An 18,915-nucleotide genomic window follows, 5' to 3' on the forward strand; every position below is an offset into this window, starting at 1 on the left:
ATGGCCCGGTTCGGATACGGTTTCATAAATGATCGCACACTCCACTTCCTTGCGTCACTGCAAAAATCTCCAGATTCATCGCATTCGCATTTCGAGACGAGGCAGAAGTAGGGCGAGAGTGAGAGATGTTATCAATGTGACGAGAATGGCAGGATTTTGGAGCGGAAAATCGACGGTGGCGTGAACGAGTGTAATCATACATGCACCCGATATCGAAACAGCCGCTAGATTTCGGAGCCCGCCATGGCGCAGGAATGAAACCAGTGCTACCACTAGTGCGGTCGCCATCCACACCAAGCCGGTTCGCCCGGTTTCTATCAATAGCTGCAAGTAGTCATTGTGAACATGTTGCCAGAATGAATATCGATTTCCAATTTTGACAATATTCCCATCGATTTCCGAATAGCTTTGCTGAAATTTAGGAAAGAGGAATCTGAATCCGCCTGCCCCCCAGCCAAAGATGGGATGTTCGAGCGACATATCGTAGCCGGCTAGCCACGCGTATTGCCGTCCCTTTATCGTGGCGTCGAATTTTTCTTTTTCCGTGAACACACTAAGACGATCGACCGTGCGATCGATATCGACAAGTTTTGTGCCGATGAAGGCAGTCGTCATCAATCCCACGAGGAGTACCGCAATAAGAAGCGGCGCATGACTCGCGGTCCCTCTCACAATGACTCGCAAGGCGGCGTATATGACAGCGAGAAGGAGGAAAATCGCTAAAATGATTATCGCAGCCCGTGAGTACGACAATAGAACCGCAATAAGGAGAATAATAGAAAAGAATACGCACAATCCTGCCGGATTGCTTTTTATTCGTGTTCGCGTTGCCTGTTCATGATAGTGAACCGCGAGGCTGAGGGTCAGTCCCGTGGCTAGAGCGAAGAAGCTTCCGGCATGGTTTTTATAAATGAAGGAAGAAAAACAGTAGTCTCGAATTCCATCGACCAGCCAAAGAATTTTTGCCGGCGCGGTATAACGTGCAAGGACTCCCACGACGGCGAGAACACACGCATTCACGACAATGGCAGTCAGCACGGTGATTACGGAGCGTCGGCGCGTAAAGCCGACCCAAAGCGCACAGGCGAGGAGGAAAGGGGCACCCCAAATCATCATCTGGCGCCAGATGTTCATGTGGCGGAAGGGGGTGATCATGCCGGCGGGGAGCCAATCCACATGGTCGATGCGGCGCATGGTCCAGGTCTTGCCTTTATCGATGTATTCCCAGGCGGGGTTGAGCGCTTGGATCAGCACATAGGCGAAGAAGACCACACCGATCCAAAATAATGGCCAACGGATCAGTTTGCGCCAAGGGTGGAGTGTGAAGGCATTTCCCCGGGTATAGTTGTCGGCATACTGGCGGGGTAAAAGAGCGAGGCCGAAGGCGGTGAGCGATAGTCCGAGGGAAATGAATTGGGCCCAAGCACGCATGCCGCCCAACATCCACGGCAGTGAGCATACGTTGATTGCCGCTACCCAGATCAAGGCGATTTCCAGCGGGTGAAGCGGGAGCGGCGCGCGCAGGTCGCCTTTGAAGTCGCGCAGCAGCTGTTCGTTTCTCGAAGATTTAGAAATTTTTAAATCGGTCTCCGCATCGTTCGGTGGGTAATCCGGCATGGGGGAAATAAACGACGAAACCTGAAAAACTGGAAAGCTAAATCATGGGTGACGCGCGGCGATAGTGTCGGGTGCGATCAGGAGGGAACGCGGATGTCGGTGTCGGGTGTTCGCTTGCGAATACCGTGGCGTGGTCGGGATGGCGCGCCGGACCGGATGGGTGTTGCTCGGTCGTCGCAAGCAACGCCCCTACAACGAGCGCCTTTGCGACCTTCCGCAAAACGCTGACCGCTTACTACTCATTTACCTTCCACGGTCCATTGACACGCGTTCCACCACTTCTCTTGCTGACCGAGCCCAATGATTACCTATCGTTTACGTGGTTTGGTAACGGCTTACGCTCTGTTCACGATTGTTTCCGCCAGCCTGCTATTGCTGGGCCTGGCGGAGCTGGTGCCCCACCTGCCTTATGTGGACTTGAGTGAGACCGTGAACCTCACGCCTTACATGCTGGCCGTTATGGCGGGAATGTTGATGGGGGCCCGTGATTTGTCGCTGGAGGCTCAGCGTTTGCATCGATTGCAAAGGCTGGACGCCGCGATGTTGGCATTGCGGCAGGTATTCGTCGTTGCGGCGTGCATTTTTACTCTGATGTTCGCGATCAAGGATCGGGCGATCAGCCGGGTGTTTCTGGGAGTCTATTTGACTGTCCTCTTCGGGTATTTAGCTTGGAGTCATGCGCGAATTCCGCGGGGACTGGCGCGCATGCTTTTCCCGCAGCAGCGTTTGATGCGCACGTTGTTTGTCGGACGATTTCAGGCCTTGGAGCGCTTGAATGATTGGGTTGCGAATCGCGAACATCTCGGTATTCGACCCATCGGCCTGTTGTGCGATGAGGTTCCCACTCGGGCCGACCATCTCATTGCGCCGCCGTTGGGTAAAATTGCGGACGCCAAGCGAATTATTGGGGGACATGGCGTGCAGCAGGTGATCATGCTGGAACTCATGGAAGATGTCAGCGCGGTGGAACATTTGGTCGATGCGTGCCAAGCTGAGGGAACCCGGCTGCTGATTTACAATAACTATGCGGATCGATTGGCGCAGTCGTTCGTGCCATTGGAGGAAGGCGGACACCAATTTTTGGCTTTGCAGGAAGAGCCGCTGGAGGATCCGATCAATCGGGTATTCAAGCGGATCTTGGATATCTGCATTTCTCTTCCGGTCGTGCTCGTCGTGCTCCCGCCGCTGACGCTGTTCGTTTGGCTCGTGCAACGCTGGCAGGCACCCGGGCCGGTGTTCTTCGCCCGTCCCCGAGGCGGACAATATCGCAAGAGTTTCAACATGTTTAAATTCCGTTCCATGTTCACCGCGGAGCGGGACGATCAGAAGGAGGCCCAGCAAGCGTCCTCGGGGGACGATCGGATTTATCCGTTGGGGCGTTGGTTGCGCCGGACGAGTTTGGATGAATTTCCCCAGTTCATCAATGTGCTGCGCGGGGAGATGAGTGTGGTGGGGCCGCGGCCGCATTTACCTCGTCACGACGACGAATTTGCCGAACAGGAGCGTGCTTATCGTCAGCGCATGCTGGTTAAGCCGGGTATTACGGGGATGGCGCAGACCAAGGGATTTCGCGGCGAAATCGACGATCCGGCAAAATTGAGTCGGCGCGTGTATTGGGATTTGCACTACGTCAATCATTGGACGCCATCGCTGGATATCGTTATCATTCTGCGCACGTTCTGGCAGGTGTTTTTTCCGCCCAATTCAGCATACTAGGACACGGCGCTACCGCGCCGTGTAAGTTTCAACCGAACAAGTGACAAGTTCCAAGGGCGCGGCTGCGCCGCGAATGTGGCAACCGAGCACGTCTCAAATCTCAATACGCGACAGCGGTCGTCGATTTCGGACGAGGAAACCTGACCGCTGACACCTGAAGGCTGATCGCTCCGGAAGCGTAGGAGCGAGTTTACTCGCGACCGTTTGGTTCTCTCCGTTAAGTGGTCTCCGCGCCCTTTGCGCTGAAATCGTATCCGGATTTATCGCCGCAAAAAGCGCAAAAAGCGCAAAATCTGAATGATCGAATCGGAGGTTTAAATTGGAGGTTTAACGCGAAGGCGCGAAGGTCGCGGGGTCCAACTAACGCGTTCCTTACTGGATGCGGACGACGTGGAAGTCGTCCCTCCGAGGCTTGGCGACCTTTGCGCCTTGGTGACTTTGCATTGATACCTTATAACTGAATGCTGACACTTGGCGACCTGGTCGCTTTCCCACGTTACACTCTGGACTTCGCTTGCAGGGGCGGTAAGTGCTCGCGGTAGCGGAAGAGGATCGGCGCGAGTCGGATGGAGTTCCAGTAGCGGGGGCCAAATTTTTTAGGATCGGAGAGGATGCGGAGCAGCCAGCCCAAGAACACTTTGTCGCCCCACGGCGGAATGTTGGTTTGGCCACCGGTCAGGAACGCAATCGCCGCGCCCAAGCAGGCGATCCCGGGTTTGCAAGAGAGGGATTCTCGGAGAAAAAGGCCTACACGTTCCTGCACGCCACCGCCGATGCACATCATAACAATCTGCGGTTTTCGTGTCTCAATCCGGCTGAGCAGTTCCGGGTCGTTTATCGCGTCCTTGCCATAAAACGGGGCAATGTAGATGTCGTCGTCGGTGATGGGATAACCCTGCTCTTCGAGCCAAGTCCGGTTGCGGACAGACTCCGCCTCGCTGGGCATGACCCAAAAAACGGATCCGGGGGACTTCAGCTGCGAGCGTTCGAGCAACACCCGCAAAAAGCGCAACCCCGACAGTCGCGGTAACTTTTGCCGCTGGAAGAGACGCCACAACAGAATCATGTAGCCCGAATCCGTGATCGCGAGATCCGCCGTTTGTAGGGCCTGGCGATACTCGGAGGAACGCATCAGATCGACCGCCAGTCCCGGACCGGATGGAGCTACCACAAGTCCGCCTTCAAGAATGCAATCCACGGCGGCGTCCATCGAGCCTACGAAAAAGTCGATACCGAGAATCCGTTGGGTGGGATGCGAAGTGAGAGGGGAAGCGGTAGCCATCAGAGTTTAGACGCACAATTTGAGCCACACGCGTCAAACTCGGAATTGGGGGAAGGCGCGGCGGCTTCCCGTTGAAAACGACTGATCTTGGAATACCCCGAAAACGTAGGAGCGAGTTTACTCGCGATGAATGCGGTGGCGCTTTGCACGCGACGACCGCTTCGTCGACCAACGCACAGAACCTCCCTCGCGAGTCACGGTCTTCGCAAGCGAAGCCCCTACAATTCGGAACAAGTAGAACCGTTCCCTCTCTGTGTCCCGTCGCCCTTAATTTTCGAAGCGGAAGACGAGTTCGTTGGGTTTGGCGTAGCCGAGGCGGCGGCGGATGATGAGCTCGACATAGGTCGGGTCGGTGCGGAGGCGTTGCAGCATTTCCTCTTGTTCGCGCAGGCGGGTCTCGGCGATGCGAAGGCGTTCGGCGGTGAGGCGTTCGGTTTCCAGGCGTTGGTCGTATTCGGCTTTGGTTTGCAGGAAAAACGTCGTTGAGCCCGCAGCCATCGCCACGAACACCAAAGCCAATACGATCGTTACCAGTCGCTTCACGGTAATAGTCGAAGGGGGGATGGCGTCGGTCGCAAGTCGAGGATTGGGAATACCGAGTTTTTAACGCAAAGGCGCGAAAGCGCGGTTGGACCGCGCACGTATCAACCGATCAAGTTTCAAGTTCCAAACGCGGACGGAGGCCATGCGGTTTCGTTGGAAACCACAGATGAACCCAATTAACGCAGTTCACAGAAGGTAACAAAGTTAACAAAGCGTTGTAATAAAGTGAGTTAAATCGATTAAACTGCATGGCATGCAACTCACCTTACAGGTGAATGAATCGATGCCCATAATCGCCTGCAACTCGTTCCAGCTTCGTGCTCTTCGTTGCCTTCTGTAAAATCCAACTGCGGAATCTCGGATGAACGCAGATGGACACGGATTGAGTGTTCTTCTTGGCGCCCTTACCGGCTTCGCGGCTTTGCGTTAAAAATTCCGCTCGAATCGAGCACGTTTTAACCGGCGCGGAAGGTGAGGCCTTTGATGGTGCCGCAGCCGGGGACGGCTTTGATCTTGGGGAGGAATACGCGGCGGTTATTCGAGAGTTCCTGTTTGGCGACTGAGTTGGTCACCATGACGACGAGCCAGCCGGATTTGCTGATCTCCACGACGTGAGAGTAAGCGGCTAACGTCGGTGTCACCAGCTCCGCCCAGCGGTCGCGGAGAGACTGTTCAGGGGAGCCTTGGCCGATGCCGTATTTGCCGACGATGCCTTCGATGATGTTGGCCGCCGACTGCGTGGGACGCTTGATTTGCCGCCGGGGTTCGTCGTTGGGCAATCCGCGAAAATCGGCAATGAGATCATTGGCGAGTTTACTGAAATGGTCGGGATCACGACGGGGCATGGCGGAGAAGTAACAAGGATCAAAGTCCAAGTTTCAAGACAGGCGGAGTTTTAACGCAGAGACGCGAAGACGGGAAGGTCGCTAAGTTATTTTATCCATCAAGCTGGCCTTTGCGGCTCAGCGACTTTGCGTTAAAATTCGGCGGATGTTTTTACACCAAGAACGCTAAGTTCGCAAAGCGATGCGGTGTGGTGCTTGGCGGTCTTTGCGGCCTTCGTGTAAAGTCTGCCTTCGATCCGGTTCACTCGGTCAGCGTCGCTTGGCGTTCGTAGAGGGTGCGGTAGAGGGGGTTGTCGGCGATGAGTTCGGCGTGGGTGCCGGAGGCGGCGAGTTCGCCGCGGTCGAAGACGAGGATTTTCGACGCGTCGCGGATGGTGCTGAAGCGGTGGGCGATGATCAGCACGGTTTTGCCGACGACGAGTTTGCGCAGCGCTTGTTGGATGAAGGCTTCGCTTTCGCTGTCCAGCGCGCTGGTGGCCTCGTCGAGAATGAGAATGGGCGCGTCGCGCAGGAAGGCGCGGGCCAGGGCGAGGCGCTGGCGTTGTCCGCCGGAGAGGGCGGCGCCGCGTTCTCCGACCATGGTGTCGTAGCCGTTGGGCAGCGCCGTGATAAAGTCGTGCGCAAAGGCGGCTTCAGCGGCGGCCTGCACTTGTTGGCGGGTCGCCTGTGGACGGCTCAGCAGGATGTTGGCGTAGACCGTATCGTTGAAGAGAACGGCTTCCTGCGAGACGATGGCGATCTGTTGGCGCAGGTCGTTGAGGCGGAAGTCGCGCACATCGATACCGTCAATTTTGACCGCACCGCTGCCGACTTCGTAGAAGCGGGGCACGAGGTTCGCGAAGGTGGATTTGCCGGCCCCACTTGGTCCGACGAGTGCGCATACCGTGCCGGCCGGGATACGCACGTCGACGTCGCGCAGAACGAGCTCGCCGTCGCGGTAGGCGAAGGCGACATTCTCGAAGGCGAGGTCACCGCGCGCTCGGGTGAGTTCGGTGGGCGTCTCGGGATCGGTAATCGCCACAGGTTCGTTGAGCACGACTTCGAGGCGTTCGAGAGCGGCGGTGCCGCGCTTAAGTTCGTTGTTCAGGTTGCCGATTTTTTTGATCGGATCATACGCCATGTAGAGGGCGATGATGATGGCGTTAAAAGTGCCGACGCCGACGCCGGTTTCGTAGGCCAATACGAAGGTGAGGCCAATGCCGGTGGCGGCCAGAAACTCGATGGCGGGACTGAGCGCTTGCGCGTATTTCACGATCTTCATCTGTGAAATCACGAGGGCGGAGGTGAGGGCGCTGAAGCGTTGGGTTTCGCGTTCTTCGAGGCCGAACGCGCGGACTTCGCGGGCGGCGGAAAGGTTTTCTGAAAAGATGCCCGTGACCGAGCCCAGCTGGGCTTGGAACTGCTGCGCGCGCTTGATGACTTTGCGACCGATGTAGCGGATGGGGAGCACGGAGAGCGGCACGACGAGCATCCCCAGCAGAAGAATCGGCACCCCTTCTTTGGTGAAGCCGAGGTAGGTGAGATAACCGAGCGCGGCGACGAGCACGACGGGTTGTTTGACGCCGTCGTTGGCCAGTTGGGTCAGCGTGAACTGCAGTTGAGCGGTGTCGGCCAGGCCACGGGAAATGAGATCGCCGGTCTGACGGTTTTGCACGAACGAGAGCGGTAAACGTTGCAATGCACCGAAGTAATCGAGTCGCAGAAACTCCAGGATACGCACGCCGGCCGATTGCGTGAAATAGGTTTGGAGGTAGCCGCTGACCGCCCGCAAGAGGAACGCGAGCGGGATGGCCGCCGCGATCAGGATCACCTGACCCATGGGGAGCCCGCCGGTGTCGCTGAAGATCTTGGGGAAAACGTATTCCGTCAGGGCCGGCAGGGCGGCGCCGCTGCTGACGCCGTAGACGATCGCACAAAAGATCGCGATGGCGATCTGTTGCCGCACCGCCTTCAGGTAGCGGAAGTAGGGCCGGAGGCGCTGGAATTGGCCCATGGTTTATAAAGTCGAGCGGAGGGTGGCGCGGCGAGGTATCTCGCAACGGGTCGGATAGTTTCGGGCGGGTTCCGGCGCGGTCACCATGTAGGAGCGGGCTGGCGCGCGATGGCATTTTCCTTTCAGGACCAACGCACTGGGTTCATCGCGCGCCAGCGCGCTCCTACGTTTTAGGTCTGAAAGAGAGGGCATGGGTCAAGCGGAGGAGAAGGCGGCGTTGCCTCTATCGGTCGGGATGAATGAGAGAGATCACGCTGCGACCATTGCGCCGGTAGTGAAAGAAATCTGAATCGGTGGTGAACACCGAGGCGTGAGAGTGGAGTTCGCTCATGCGGACAATACAGGCGTCGGCCAAGGACATCGGGGTGTCCTGATACTTCGCGAGGAGTGAAACCAGCGATTCAAACTGGTCGGACATCGAGAATGATAGCTGCACAATTTCATCAGTTACCAACGCGGCCCATCGGCGCAATCCCCGGTCATGCTGACGGAGGAGAAAGGCGGTTTCAGCCAGAACCGATTCGCAGGTAAGCATGGGAGCCTGCATCGTCATTAATTGAGATTTGGCCCACGTGTGATGGTGGTCACGCCGATCAAGCAGAGCCACCAACGGTCCGGTATCAACGATGATCGGGGAGGCCATACCCTGTCATGGATTTGGACTGCAAAGACAAGTCGCCGGGACCCTCGATTGAGCCTATCAGGTGGGCCGCTTTTTGGGCCAATGATCGGGGCTGGTTGGAAGCGCTCGGGTTCCATTGTTCAAATGCTTCACGCAATAACGCCGAGTGAGTGGTATGGCGTTTCTTGGCTTCCTGTTGCAGCCGAGAGTGCTGCGCCGGAGTCATTTTTACGGTTACCGTAGGCATGCCTGATTGCGTATTACGCAAGTGGCAGAATGTCAATACGTCGGGGCGAATCAGTCTTTGGAAGAACGGACATCCAGCGCGTCGCGCAGGCCGTCACCGAGGAAGTTGAGCGAGAACAAGGTCAGCGAGAACACCGCGCCGGGGAACATGAGCAGCCACGGGTATTCTTCCATTTTCTCGGCGCCGTCCTTGATGAGCACGCCCCAGGAGCTGAGCGGGGGCTGCACGCCGAGGCCGAGGAAGCTGAGAAACGCTTCGAGCAACATAACCGCTGGGATCGTGAGCGTAGTGTAGACGATGATCGGGCCCAGCACGTTGGGAATCATGTGGCGGAAAATGATGCGCCGTTTGCCGATGCCGAGCGAACGGGCGGCCTCGATGAATTCCATCTTCTTAAGCGACATGATCTGGCCGCGCACGATGCGCGCCATGGTGAGCCATTCCACTGCGCCGATGGCGAGGAACAGCAGCCAGATGTGACGCCCGAAAAACACCATCAGCAGGATCACGAAAATCGTGAAGGGCAGGGCATACATGATGTCGACGATGCGCATCATGACGGAGTCGGTTTTGCCGCCGAAGAAGCCCGCCACTGCGCCGTAGACGACGCCGATGGTCAGCGCGACGAAGGTGGCGCAAAGGCCGACGCCGATGGAAATGCGGCCGCCGACGAGGAGACGCACGAGCAAGTCACGTCCGAGTTGATCGGTGCCGAGCCAGTGCGCGGCGGAGGGTGGTGAAAACGTGTTGTTGAGGTTATTGTCCTCGTAGCCATAGGGGCTGAGCCAAGGACCGACGATACACGCGACCGCCAGCACGATGAGGGCGGTGCCGCCGAAGACGGCGATTTTGTTTTTGGCCAAACGATGCCAGGCGTCGCGCCAGAGGGAGCTGCCTTGTTCGAGATCTTCGACGGCGGGAATCCCGGCGGGAAGTTTGTCGGCGGTGGGAGAGAGCGTCATTTCAAGTAGGAAGTAAGAAGTAGGAAGTAAGAAGCGGATCGGTTACCGGCTTACTCGAACTTGAGTTTGGGGTTCAGCAGCACCTGCACGACATCGACGATCAGGTTCAGTGTGATGATGAGGGTCGCGTAGAGGATCACCGTTCCGAGCACCAGGGTGTAGTCGCGATTGAAAGCGCTGTTCACGAACTCGCGGCCGAGGCCCGGGATTTGGAAAATCGTCTCAATCACAAACGAACCGGTGAGAATACCGGCGATGGCTGGGCCGAGAAACGACACGACGGGGAGCAGACCGCCGCGCAGGGCATGACGCAGAATCACGCGGGTCTCGCTGGCACCTTTGGCGCGGGCGGTGCGAATGTAGTCCTGGTTGAGGATTTCCAGCATGCCACCCCGGGTGAGACGGGCGACGTAGGCGGAATAAACGAGCCCCAACGTGGCGGCCGGCAGCACGCGGTCGTAGCTCGTATACCAACCGGAGGCGTTGAACCAACCCAGGTAGATCGCAAAAAACAGCACCAATACGGGGCCCAATACGAACGTTGGGATGCATATTCCGGTCATGGCGATGGAGGAGCTCAGGTAATCCCACCAGGTGTTGCGCTTCACGGCGGCGATGACGCCGAGGGTGATGCCGAGAATCAAAGCGACGGCGAGCGACGTCAGCCCCAACTCCAGCGAGACCGGCAGTTTGTCGAAAATGATCTCGTTGACGGTGCGGTTGGGATACTTGAACGACGGGCCGAGGTCACCTTTCAGCAAGCTGCCCAGATAGTCGAAATACTGGGCGTAGAGCGGTTTGTTCAAACCGTAATGCGCTTCGAGATTGGCTTTGATTTCCGGAGTGACCGCTTTTTCGGAGGTGAAAGGGCCGCCCGGCACAAACCGGATCATGAAAAAAGTCGCCGTGATGATGATGAGCAGGACCGGGATGGTCTCGAGCAGACGGCGGGCGATGAATCTAAACATAATGGAGGGTGAAGGTGACGAAACCGTAAACCAAGGCGATTAGATAGCCATGTTGAGCCACCAAAAGCACAAAAACACGTTATGGGGCGATTAGGCCCGCGGGCTCGGCGGGCGACGAGCCACACCGATGCCGTTTTTTTTCAACGCAAAGGCGCAAAGGCGCGGCGAGTGGTGCGCTGCCTCGGAGTCCGCTTTGCGAGCTTACCGGCTTACCGGCTTGGCGTTAAAATCTTGGGGCGGAATTGCGGGTAGGGCGGTTTCGCCGAAACCGCCGTTTCCAGGCACCGTGGTTTCGCTCTGCGGTCCGTCAATCAAGGCGCGCTCGGCGAGCACGCCCTACCTTGAAAAAGGATTCTTTTTCAACGTAAAGGCGCGAAGGCGCGGCGAGTGGTGCTCTGCCTCGAAGTCCTCTTTGCGAGCTTAGCGGCTTGGCGTTAAAATCTTGGGGCGGAATTGAGGGTAGGGCGGTTTCGCCGAAACCGCCGTTTCCAGACACCATGGTTTCGCTCTGCGGTCCGTCATCGGCGGCGCGCTCGGCGAGCACGCCCTACCTTGAATCTGGGATTCGATCGTCAATTTTACGACGCTCCCCGGCCGAAGATGGCTACGGGGATCGTGCCGAGCAGGATTTTGCAGTCCAACCAGAGACTCCATTGGTCGATGTAGGCGAGGTCCAGCCGCACCCAGTCGGCGAAGTCGGCGATGTCACTGCGTCCGCTGATTTGCCAAAGTCCGGTAATTCCCGGTTTGACGCTCAATCGGCGGCGGTCGGCGCCATCGGCAATGGCCGCCACTTCGCTGACCGGCAGCGGGCGCGGGCCGACCAGGCTCATTTCCCCGCGCAGCACGTTCCAGAGTTGGGGCAATTCATCCAAGCTGTGGCGGCGCAGGATGCGTCCGAGGGGCGTTACTCGGGGGTCGTCGGTCAGCTTGAAGGCCGGGCCGTTCAATTGATTGCGGTCGGCGAGGTCGGCTCGTTCGGACTCCGCTCCTTCGCGCATCGAGCGAAATTTGAGCATGGCAAAGGTCCGACCGTTGCGACCGCCACGCGGTTGGCGAAAGAGGATGGGGCCGCCGGAGGTGAGTTTGATGGCGACGGCAATGACCGCCATGAGAGGCGCTGCCACCACGATCGCGATGAGGGCGATGAGATAGTCAAAACCTTGCTTAATTACCAAGGCGGTCGGGGCAACGTCCTGTGGGCGCACGTAGAGCACGGGTTCGCCGCCAAATTCGTCGACCGTCAGCCGCCAGGCCGATCCCAGCGGCAGGCCGGGCCGCACGAGCAGTTCGATGCCCTCCCGTTCGCAGGCTTCGAGCAGCGGCGCCACGCTCGCGCGATCGACCTCGCCGAGACTGGCGATGACGGCGTCGATTTCCTGCTCATGAAGCAGCTCCACGAACGCCGAAGCCGCCGTTTGACCGGGATCAGCGGTGGCGACCGTGATGAGTGCTTCGCGTTCCATGGCCGAGAGCGATGCTTGGGCGCGTTGGTTTTCGACGGCGGTGCCGAGCCACAGAACGCGTCGTTGCCAACGTGGGTCGCCGGTGCTCCAGCGGGTCAACTCGTGGCGCCCGTAAATCAAGAGTCCGCCGAAACCGCCCACGAGGATGACGACGGACCGGGCAAACTGGGCGCGCAGCAGGAACAGCAACAGAATCGTGCCGAGCACCGTGAACAAGCACGCCCGCACGATGATCAGCATGATGCCGAGGCGGGACGTAAGACGGGGCTGAGCATAGAGTCCCTGCTGGCGCAGCATGATCGCGCCGAGTCCGCCGACCCAGGGGAAGAGCCACAAGTAATCCTCGATGCCCTCCAACGCCGGCAGGTTTCCCCACGGGAAATACGCCCGCAGCGTGTAGGCGGAGGCCAGCGCCAGCATGAACAACCCGGCGTCGGCAATCTGGCCGAGAGAGGAGCGGGTGCGACGGGAGTGGGTCAGCATGGCGAATTCAGGGCGGCGAAAGCCACGAGCATTTCGGGCAAACGTGGGGGCGTTCCCTCGTTCTGGCAATGATTGCATTTTGGGTCACTCCGGCCAAATTCCCCAGATTGATGCTGCTGCCCCGTTTGAGGATTGATGGATTCCAGTTCCGGGTGGCGGCGGCGATGGGGGGAATGGTGGTCGTGGGCTGCCTCGCAATGGCGATGCTCAACCGTCATAGTGAGGAGCGTATCGGACGCACGTTTGCCGAGACGTTGGTCGAACAAGAACTGCAACAAACCGTCAGGGAGGCGCGGGAGCTAACCGACCGGGTGATTCGATTCCGCGAGGCGATGGCAGCGCTAAGCGCGGATGAGGCGGTCGGTGAGAGCACGCCGCGCGATATGATGCTCGCCTTGGCCCCGCGGTTTCTCGTCGAGCCATCGCTGAGCCAGGTGGGCTATACCGTGAGCACGTCCGGCGATTATGCGTTTCTACACCGGGGAGCCGATGACCGTGTGATGCTGCGCAGCTACGAAACCGCGGCGGACGGAACCGTGAGAATTTTTGAAGCAGCGGTGAACACCTCCGGTCGCCTCACCGCGGAAACCCTCGCTCGCGGGGGGGAGTTTGATGCGCGCGAACGTCCGATTTACCAAGAGGCGATAAAAATGGAGCGGGCGGGGTGGATCGATTCTGATGGGTCGGCGGGCGACGAGGAAGCGACGGCGTCCTTCGGGGTGCCTTTGGCTGCTCCGTTGCGCGACTCCACGGGAGCAGTGATCGGTGTTGTGGATGTAAGCCTCGACCCGGCCGCACTTGCCGCGTTCGGGCGGGAAATGCAGCGCGACATTTTGGGCCATATGTTTGTCATCGAAGAACGCACGGACGGCAGCTGGCGCGTGATTGCTCATGCCGAGAACCTTGCCGTGGCGGGAGCGAGACGAGGAGACCTGGATGTTGATTCAATCGTGGCCGGTATGTCGGAAACAAAGGAGGGCAACTTCGACGCTTCAGAAACGATTGAGGGATCGGTCTCCTTGTTGGCTCTGGGCGATGAGGATTATCTGGTCAGCTCTCGGCTGCACGGCGGACCTCAACAACCCCGTTGGTTGGTGGTTGCGGCCATGCCGATGACGGCCGTGCGTCACGGGCTCGGGTTCGAGCCCCGCCGCACCTGGATCGCGTTGAGTCTGGTCGCGTTGGGGGGGCTCGTGGTGTCGTGGGTCGTATCGGTTAGGCTTACCCGACCGCTGCGTAGACTCACACGCGAGGTCGCAAATTTGGAGGGAGACGAGGGCGAAGTGTTCGCTTCCACCGGCGCGCCGGTCGAGATCGCGTCTCTGGCTCAGCAGTTCACGGCCATGGCGCGACGGGTGCGCGGGCGGAAAGTGGCCTTGCGGGAGGCGCAGCGTGAATCGGGCCAGCGGGCGGATCGTATTCGGCGAGCCAATACGGCGATGATTCGAGGGGCGGAACTGGTGGCCCGCACGGGGGGCGAAGCCACCGCGATTTTTCGCGAATTCACCCGGGACTGTTGTGACGCGATGGAAGTCAGCACCGCCGCGGTGTGGAGCTTCGATGGTGTCACGCAGCAGTTCCGATTGGTCGTCGGTTACAATCGGGAAGAAAAGCAATATTTTGAACTGCCGGATTTCGGGTCGGAGGCTTTTCCCGAGTATACGGAGGCGATGAGGCGGGACGGACGCGTCATTGTCGAAGATACGAGGACGGACCCGCGCACTCTGAGCCTCCACCGCGATCGCGTGCCTTTGACTACGCGTTTGGCGCTGCTGGATGTCGGTGTATTTGCCGCAGGCAAACTGAACGGTTTTTTCTCGTTTCAGATGATCGAGCCGAAGCGCCGATGGACGACGGAGGACGAAATCCTCGCCGGCGGCATGGCCGACATTGTCGCGCTGCAACGCGAGCGTGAGGCGCGCTTTCAAGCGGAAATTAAATTGCATGATCAAACGCGTCGTCTGGCCCGTCAGGGGAGATCGATCGCGAGGATCGCGGAGGAGTTGGGCCGCTCGGACGAAGTCGAACGCTGGTTTCGACCGGTCACCAAGCTGTGCGCCGAAGCGCTGGAGGCGGAATTCGCGGTGCTGCGGCTCGTGGGAACGCGGGACGAGGGAGATGGATTTGAGCGGGTCGCCGTATATCTGGCTCGGAAAAACAAGCATGCGCCCGGCGTGGCGTTGCGAGGTGATCCGTCCCTCAACCTGATTCGGCGGTTGCGACACGAGCGCACGATCGTGGTCCCCGACACCACGCGCGACGAAGACTATCGCAACTATCTGAACGGTAACATCGACGAGTTGCCGGCCCTGACGTTGCTCAACACCGCCATCGTGTCGCGGGATCGCATCGTGGGGATGTTGGAAGTGCAGGAATCCGACCTGGCGCGAAATTGGACGGAAGACGATCGGCTGTTTTTGGCGGCGGTGGCGGATGTGATTTCCCTGCAATTGGAGACGATCGCGCGGCGCCAGGCCGAGGCGCAGATGATGGAGCGGTCACAGCGTTTGCATCGGTTCAACACCGCGCTGCGCGGACTCGCGACCAATCCGTTGATCAAGGAAAACCCGGATATTGCGTTGCGCGAGTTGACCAAAATTTGTGCGCAGGCGCTGGACGTGGAGCGCAGCAGCGTGTGGCTGTTCCGTGAAGACCCGGAACGGATTGATTTGCACAACCTGTTCGTGCGCGGGGAGGACCGGCATGAATTTGTGGGGTCCATCCTGCGCGAGGGACACGAACCCTATTTCGAGGCGTTGGAAACGGAACGCGTGCTTTCGCTACCCCATGCGCGGACCGATGCCCGCGCGGAAGTGTTCACCGCGAGCTATTTCAAACCACACGATATTTGGTCGCTGTTGGATGCGCCGGTCAGGATGCGGGATCGCGTCGTGGCGGTTATTTGCGTCGAAGCGGTGGGTGCCCCGCGAACGTGGAGCGAAGACGAACAGATATTTCTGGGGGCGCTGACGGATTTGGTTTCCTCCATTTTGGAGGCTCAGTCCCGCAATCTGATCGAGATGGAAATCGAAGCGTCGCAGGAGCGCGTGCGCTTGCTGATTCAAAACGCTCCCTTGGCCGCCATCGATTGGGATCGCAAAGGATGCATTCGGGCGTGGAACCCGGCGGCCGTCCGTATTTTTGGATACAGCGAAGCGGAGGTCGTGGGCAAGCAGGGGTGGTTCATGGTGACGGAACGGAATCGGGCATTCGTGCGGCGAACGATGAAGGAAACCTTGAACATGGCGCGGGCGCGCCTCGATCGACTCGAGTGTCGAACCAAGGACGGTCGAACCATTTATTGCAACTGGCACAACACCGCGATCAAGGATGCCGACCAACGCATCAACGGGGTGATTTCGTTGATCGAAGATGTCACCGAGCAAGTGCGGGCGGAACAGGCTTTGGACCGATCCCGCGAACGACTGCGCTTGTTTGTGGAAGGGGCACCGCTGGGGGTGGTGGATTGGGATCGAAGCATCAAAATCATCGGATGGAATCGAGCGGCCGAGCAGATGTTTGGCTATAGCCAGGAGGAAGCCGCCGAACTGCCCGGACACCTGTTGGTGCCCGAACGTGATCGCACCCGGATGCGCCGGATCTGGCGTGATCTTGCCCGCAATCGCATCGGCCACGTGCCGCAGGTGGTGAACCTGACCCGGGACGGTCGGGAGATCGTGTGCGATTGGTATAGCACGGTGTTGCGCGACGACCGGGGACGGATGATCGGGGTGATCTCGATTATCGAGGACGTGACGCAACGGGTGACGGCGGAGCGGGAGATTCGTGCCCTCAATGCCGGGCTCGAACGGCGGGTGGCCGAGCGCACAAAAGAACTGCTGCAGGCCAATGATCGCCTGCGTGAAGTCGACCGGTTGAAGACGGAGTTTCTGGCGACCATGAGTCACGAGCTCCGCACGCCGCTCAACTCGATCATCGGCTTCAGCACCATTTTGAAGGAAGGCATGGCGGGTCCCCTGAATGCGGAACAGTCGGCGCAGATCAAACGCGTGCACGCCTCGGGCAAACACCTGCTCACCCTCATCAATGATTTGTTGGACCTATCGAAAATCGAGGCCGGCCGCATGCGCTTGAACATCGAAACGTTCGATCCGGGGGAAGTGCTGCAGGAACTGGCGGACACCCTTCAACCGATGGTCATGGTCAAAAATCTGGCGTTTGTCGTCGTGAACGACGTATCCGATTTAAGGATAATCAGCGATCGCGGGCGGATTTATCAGGTGCTCGTCAACCTCGCCAACAACGCGGTGAAGTTCACGGAGTCCGGTCAGGTGACCGTGCGTTTAGGTGTGGAGGGCGAGGGCGTGAAGTTTGAGGTGCGGGACACTGGTCCCGGCATACCCATGGACAAACGCGATCGTTTGTTCGAAGCGTTTCGCCAAGTCGACGGATCGGCCCAGCGCCGATTTGAAGGCACCGGGTTGGGGCTGTATCTGAGCCGAAAACTGGTGACCATGTTGGGCGGGCGGATTGGCGTCGACAGTGAGACCGGTCAGGGCTCGAACTTCTATTTTTGGATTCCGCAGCATTTGCCCGAGTCCTACGGAGAGTCGACGCCACCCATCCTGCCATCATGAAGCATCCGAATATTCTGGTTGTTGAAGACAACGAGACGAACCTGTATCTCGTTCGTTTCCTGCTCGAACAGGCTGGTATGACCGTGACCCACGTCGAAAACGGCTTGGAGTGCCTGGCTGCCGTCGCTTCTCAGGAACCGGACCTGATTTTGATGGATCTGCTCATGCCGGTGATGGATGGGTTCGAAACGGCGCAGCGATTGCAACGTGACGAAAAAACTCGGTCGATCCCGATCATCGCTTCGTCGGCCTACGCGCAACGCGACCATCAACAACGGGCGATGGAAAGTGGCTTCTGCCATTACATCGCCAAGCCCTTTGATCCGATGACGTTCGTCGATACGGTGCGGCGGTATTTACCCGAACGACCGGAATCGGCGGAGTGACGCGCTTTCGGCGCGGGAACTGTATCCAAGGCGACGCAGCGCGCGGTGGCGCATGACGAACGCGACGGAGCTTGGGTCGTGAGTTGATGACGGTCAGCACGCGGGGAGGCAGGATTATCGCGCGCGAGCGCCGCTCCTACGGGTGATGGGGCGGCGGGTTCTCGCAAGTCGCTCACTTGCCACCATACCACACACCGCGACGCCAGTTGTGTTGGCGTAGCTTGACCAGCAATTCGTCAGGCATTTCCGGCAGGTCGCTGACACCGCAGTTGGCCTCGGCTTGGGCGACGGTGCGAATACCAGGAATGACCAAACTGACTGCCGGGTGGGACAACACGAATTTTAAAGCGGCCTGCGGCATGGTGTAGCCCGAGTCCGCGACGTCGGCCTTGATGGCTTCGACGCGTTTGACGACGCGCGCCATCCGGTCCCCCGCAAAATAGTCGGCGCGAAAATCGTCGGCATCGAACGTGGTGTCGGCACTGAATTTCCCGGTCAAGGCACCTTCGTCAAACGCGACGCGAACGATGATGCCGACCCCGCATTCCGCGGCGACTTCGAGCAGCTCGGCCGCCGGTTCTTGTTCGAGAATATTGTAGATGACCTGCACGGAATCGACCCAGCCGCCGCGCATGAGATCAATCACGCTGTTTTGATCCTGTTCCGGCGTGGAGACCCCGATGAGCCCGACTTTACCCTCGGTCTGCAATTGTCGCAGGATCTTGAACGGCGTGGGATTACGGTTCCACGCTCGCGTCCAAGTGTGCAGTTGCAAGAGATCGATTTTGTCGGTGCCCAGGCAGTCGAGTCGTTCCGCGATATTGGCGCGCAGATACGCTTCGGAATAGCGGTCCTCGGCTTGGCAATACGGGGAGGGCGGCCACTCGCCATCGGCCGGAGGCGTTTTGGTGGCCACGAAAATGGACTCCGTTTTACCGGCGGCTTTTCGTTCGCGCAGCACCTGCCCGATCAGCTTTTCGCTGCGGCCGTTGCCGTAACCGGCGGCGGTGTCGATGAACGTGCAGCCCAGGTCGAGCGCCCGATGCAACGCGGCAAGGGAGTCGGTGTCGTCCTGAGCGCCCCAGGAGCCGCCGATGGCCCAGGCGCCGTAGCCGATTTCGGATGTCGTGAGGTCGTGGTGGCCGAATTTGCGGTATTTCATCTTTGCCGAGAGTTTAATCACGGCG

13 protein-coding genes are annotated in these 18,915 nt (G+C 58.9%); 3 read left to right on the forward strand and 10 right to left on the reverse strand.

Going from position 1 to position 18,915, the window contains the following annotated elements; translation table 11 throughout:
* Positions 1-75 precede the first annotated feature (75 nt).
* Positions 76-1,617: an O-antigen ligase family protein gene (locus PXH66_RS05835; RefSeq protein WP_330930405.1), complete on the reverse strand. Its 1,542-nt coding sequence runs from the start codon at positions 1,615-1,617 to the stop codon at positions 76-78.
* A 300-nt stretch (positions 1,618-1,917) separates the two neighbouring features.
* Between PXH66_RS05835 and PXH66_RS05840 the strand changes: the two genes are divergently transcribed.
* Positions 1,918-3,333, forward strand: a complete 1,416-nt coding sequence (locus PXH66_RS05840; RefSeq protein WP_330930406.1) for an exopolysaccharide biosynthesis polyprenyl glycosylphosphotransferase — start codon at positions 1,918-1,920, stop codon at positions 3,331-3,333.
* Positions 3,334-3,829: 496 nt separating this feature from the next.
* On the opposite strand, the gene PXH66_RS05845 is transcribed toward PXH66_RS05840, so the two are convergent.
* The 8 genes from PXH66_RS05845 to PXH66_RS05880 form a co-directional block, all read right to left on the reverse strand.
* A complete protein-coding gene (locus PXH66_RS05845) occupies positions 3,830-4,615 on the reverse strand; it encodes a WecB/TagA/CpsF family glycosyltransferase (RefSeq protein WP_330930407.1) in 786 nt (261 codons plus the stop codon).
* A gap of 267 nt (positions 4,616-4,882) precedes the next feature.
* The gene (locus PXH66_RS05850) at positions 4,883-5,158 is read right to left on the reverse strand and encodes an FtsB family cell division protein (RefSeq protein WP_330930408.1); all 276 of its coding nucleotides are present in this window, start codon (positions 5,156-5,158) and stop codon (positions 4,883-4,885) included.
* A 455-nt stretch (positions 5,159-5,613) separates the two neighbouring features.
* Positions 5,614-6,003 (reverse strand): DciA family protein, encoded by a 390-nt coding sequence (locus tag PXH66_RS05855; protein ID WP_330930409.1) that lies wholly within the window; start codon positions 6,001-6,003, stop codon positions 5,614-5,616.
* A 241-nt stretch (positions 6,004-6,244) separates the two neighbouring features.
* Positions 6,245-7,996, reverse strand: coding sequence for an ABC transporter ATP-binding protein (locus PXH66_RS05860; protein ID WP_330930410.1), 1,752 nt, complete (start codon positions 7,994-7,996; stop codon positions 6,245-6,247).
* 223 nt (positions 7,997-8,219) lie between these two features.
* Positions 8,220-8,639, reverse strand: a complete 420-nt coding sequence (locus PXH66_RS05865; protein ID WP_330930411.1) for a type II toxin-antitoxin system VapC family toxin — start codon at positions 8,637-8,639, stop codon at positions 8,220-8,222.
* A 276-nt stretch (positions 8,640-8,915) separates the two neighbouring features.
* Positions 8,916-9,827, reverse strand: coding sequence for an ABC transporter permease (locus PXH66_RS05870; protein ID WP_330930412.1), 912 nt, complete (start codon positions 9,825-9,827; stop codon positions 8,916-8,918).
* Between the two features lie 50 nt (positions 9,828-9,877).
* Entirely contained in the window at positions 9,878-10,795 is a 918-nt protein-coding gene (gene oppB, locus PXH66_RS05875; protein ID WP_330930413.1) for an oligopeptide ABC transporter permease OppB, read from the reverse strand.
* A gap of 578 nt (positions 10,796-11,373) precedes the next feature.
* Positions 11,374-12,744, reverse strand: a complete 1,371-nt coding sequence (locus PXH66_RS05880; protein WP_330930414.1) for a sugar transferase — start codon at positions 12,742-12,744, stop codon at positions 11,374-11,376.
* Positions 12,745-12,854: 110 nt separating this feature from the next.
* Here PXH66_RS05880 and PXH66_RS05885 point away from each other — a divergent pair, with 110 nt between their 5' ends.
* Together PXH66_RS05885 and PXH66_RS05890 are read left to right on the forward strand one after the other, a co-directional pair.
* Positions 12,855-17,342: a PAS domain S-box protein gene (locus PXH66_RS05885; RefSeq protein ID WP_330930415.1), complete on the forward strand. Its 4,488-nt coding sequence runs from the start codon at positions 12,855-12,857 to the stop codon at positions 17,340-17,342.
* Positions 17,339-17,728: a response regulator gene (locus PXH66_RS05890; RefSeq protein WP_330930416.1), complete on the forward strand. Its 390-nt coding sequence runs from the start codon at positions 17,339-17,341 to the stop codon at positions 17,726-17,728. The genes PXH66_RS05885 and PXH66_RS05890 overlap by 4 nt, the downstream gene beginning before the upstream one ends.
* Positions 17,729-17,900: 172 nt before the next feature.
* On the opposite strand, the gene PXH66_RS05895 is transcribed toward PXH66_RS05890, so the two are convergent.
* Positions 17,901-18,890 carry an aldo/keto reductase gene (locus PXH66_RS05895; RefSeq protein ID WP_330930417.1) on the reverse strand — a complete coding sequence of 330 codons (990 nt, stop codon included), beginning with the start codon at positions 18,888-18,890 and terminating at the stop codon, positions 17,901-17,903.
* Positions 18,891-18,915: the final 25 nt, after the last annotated feature.

The organism is Synoicihabitans lomoniglobus (assembly GCF_029023725.1).
Taxonomy (GTDB): Bacteria; Verrucomicrobiota; Verrucomicrobiia; order Opitutales; family Opitutaceae; genus Actomonas; species Actomonas lomonigloba.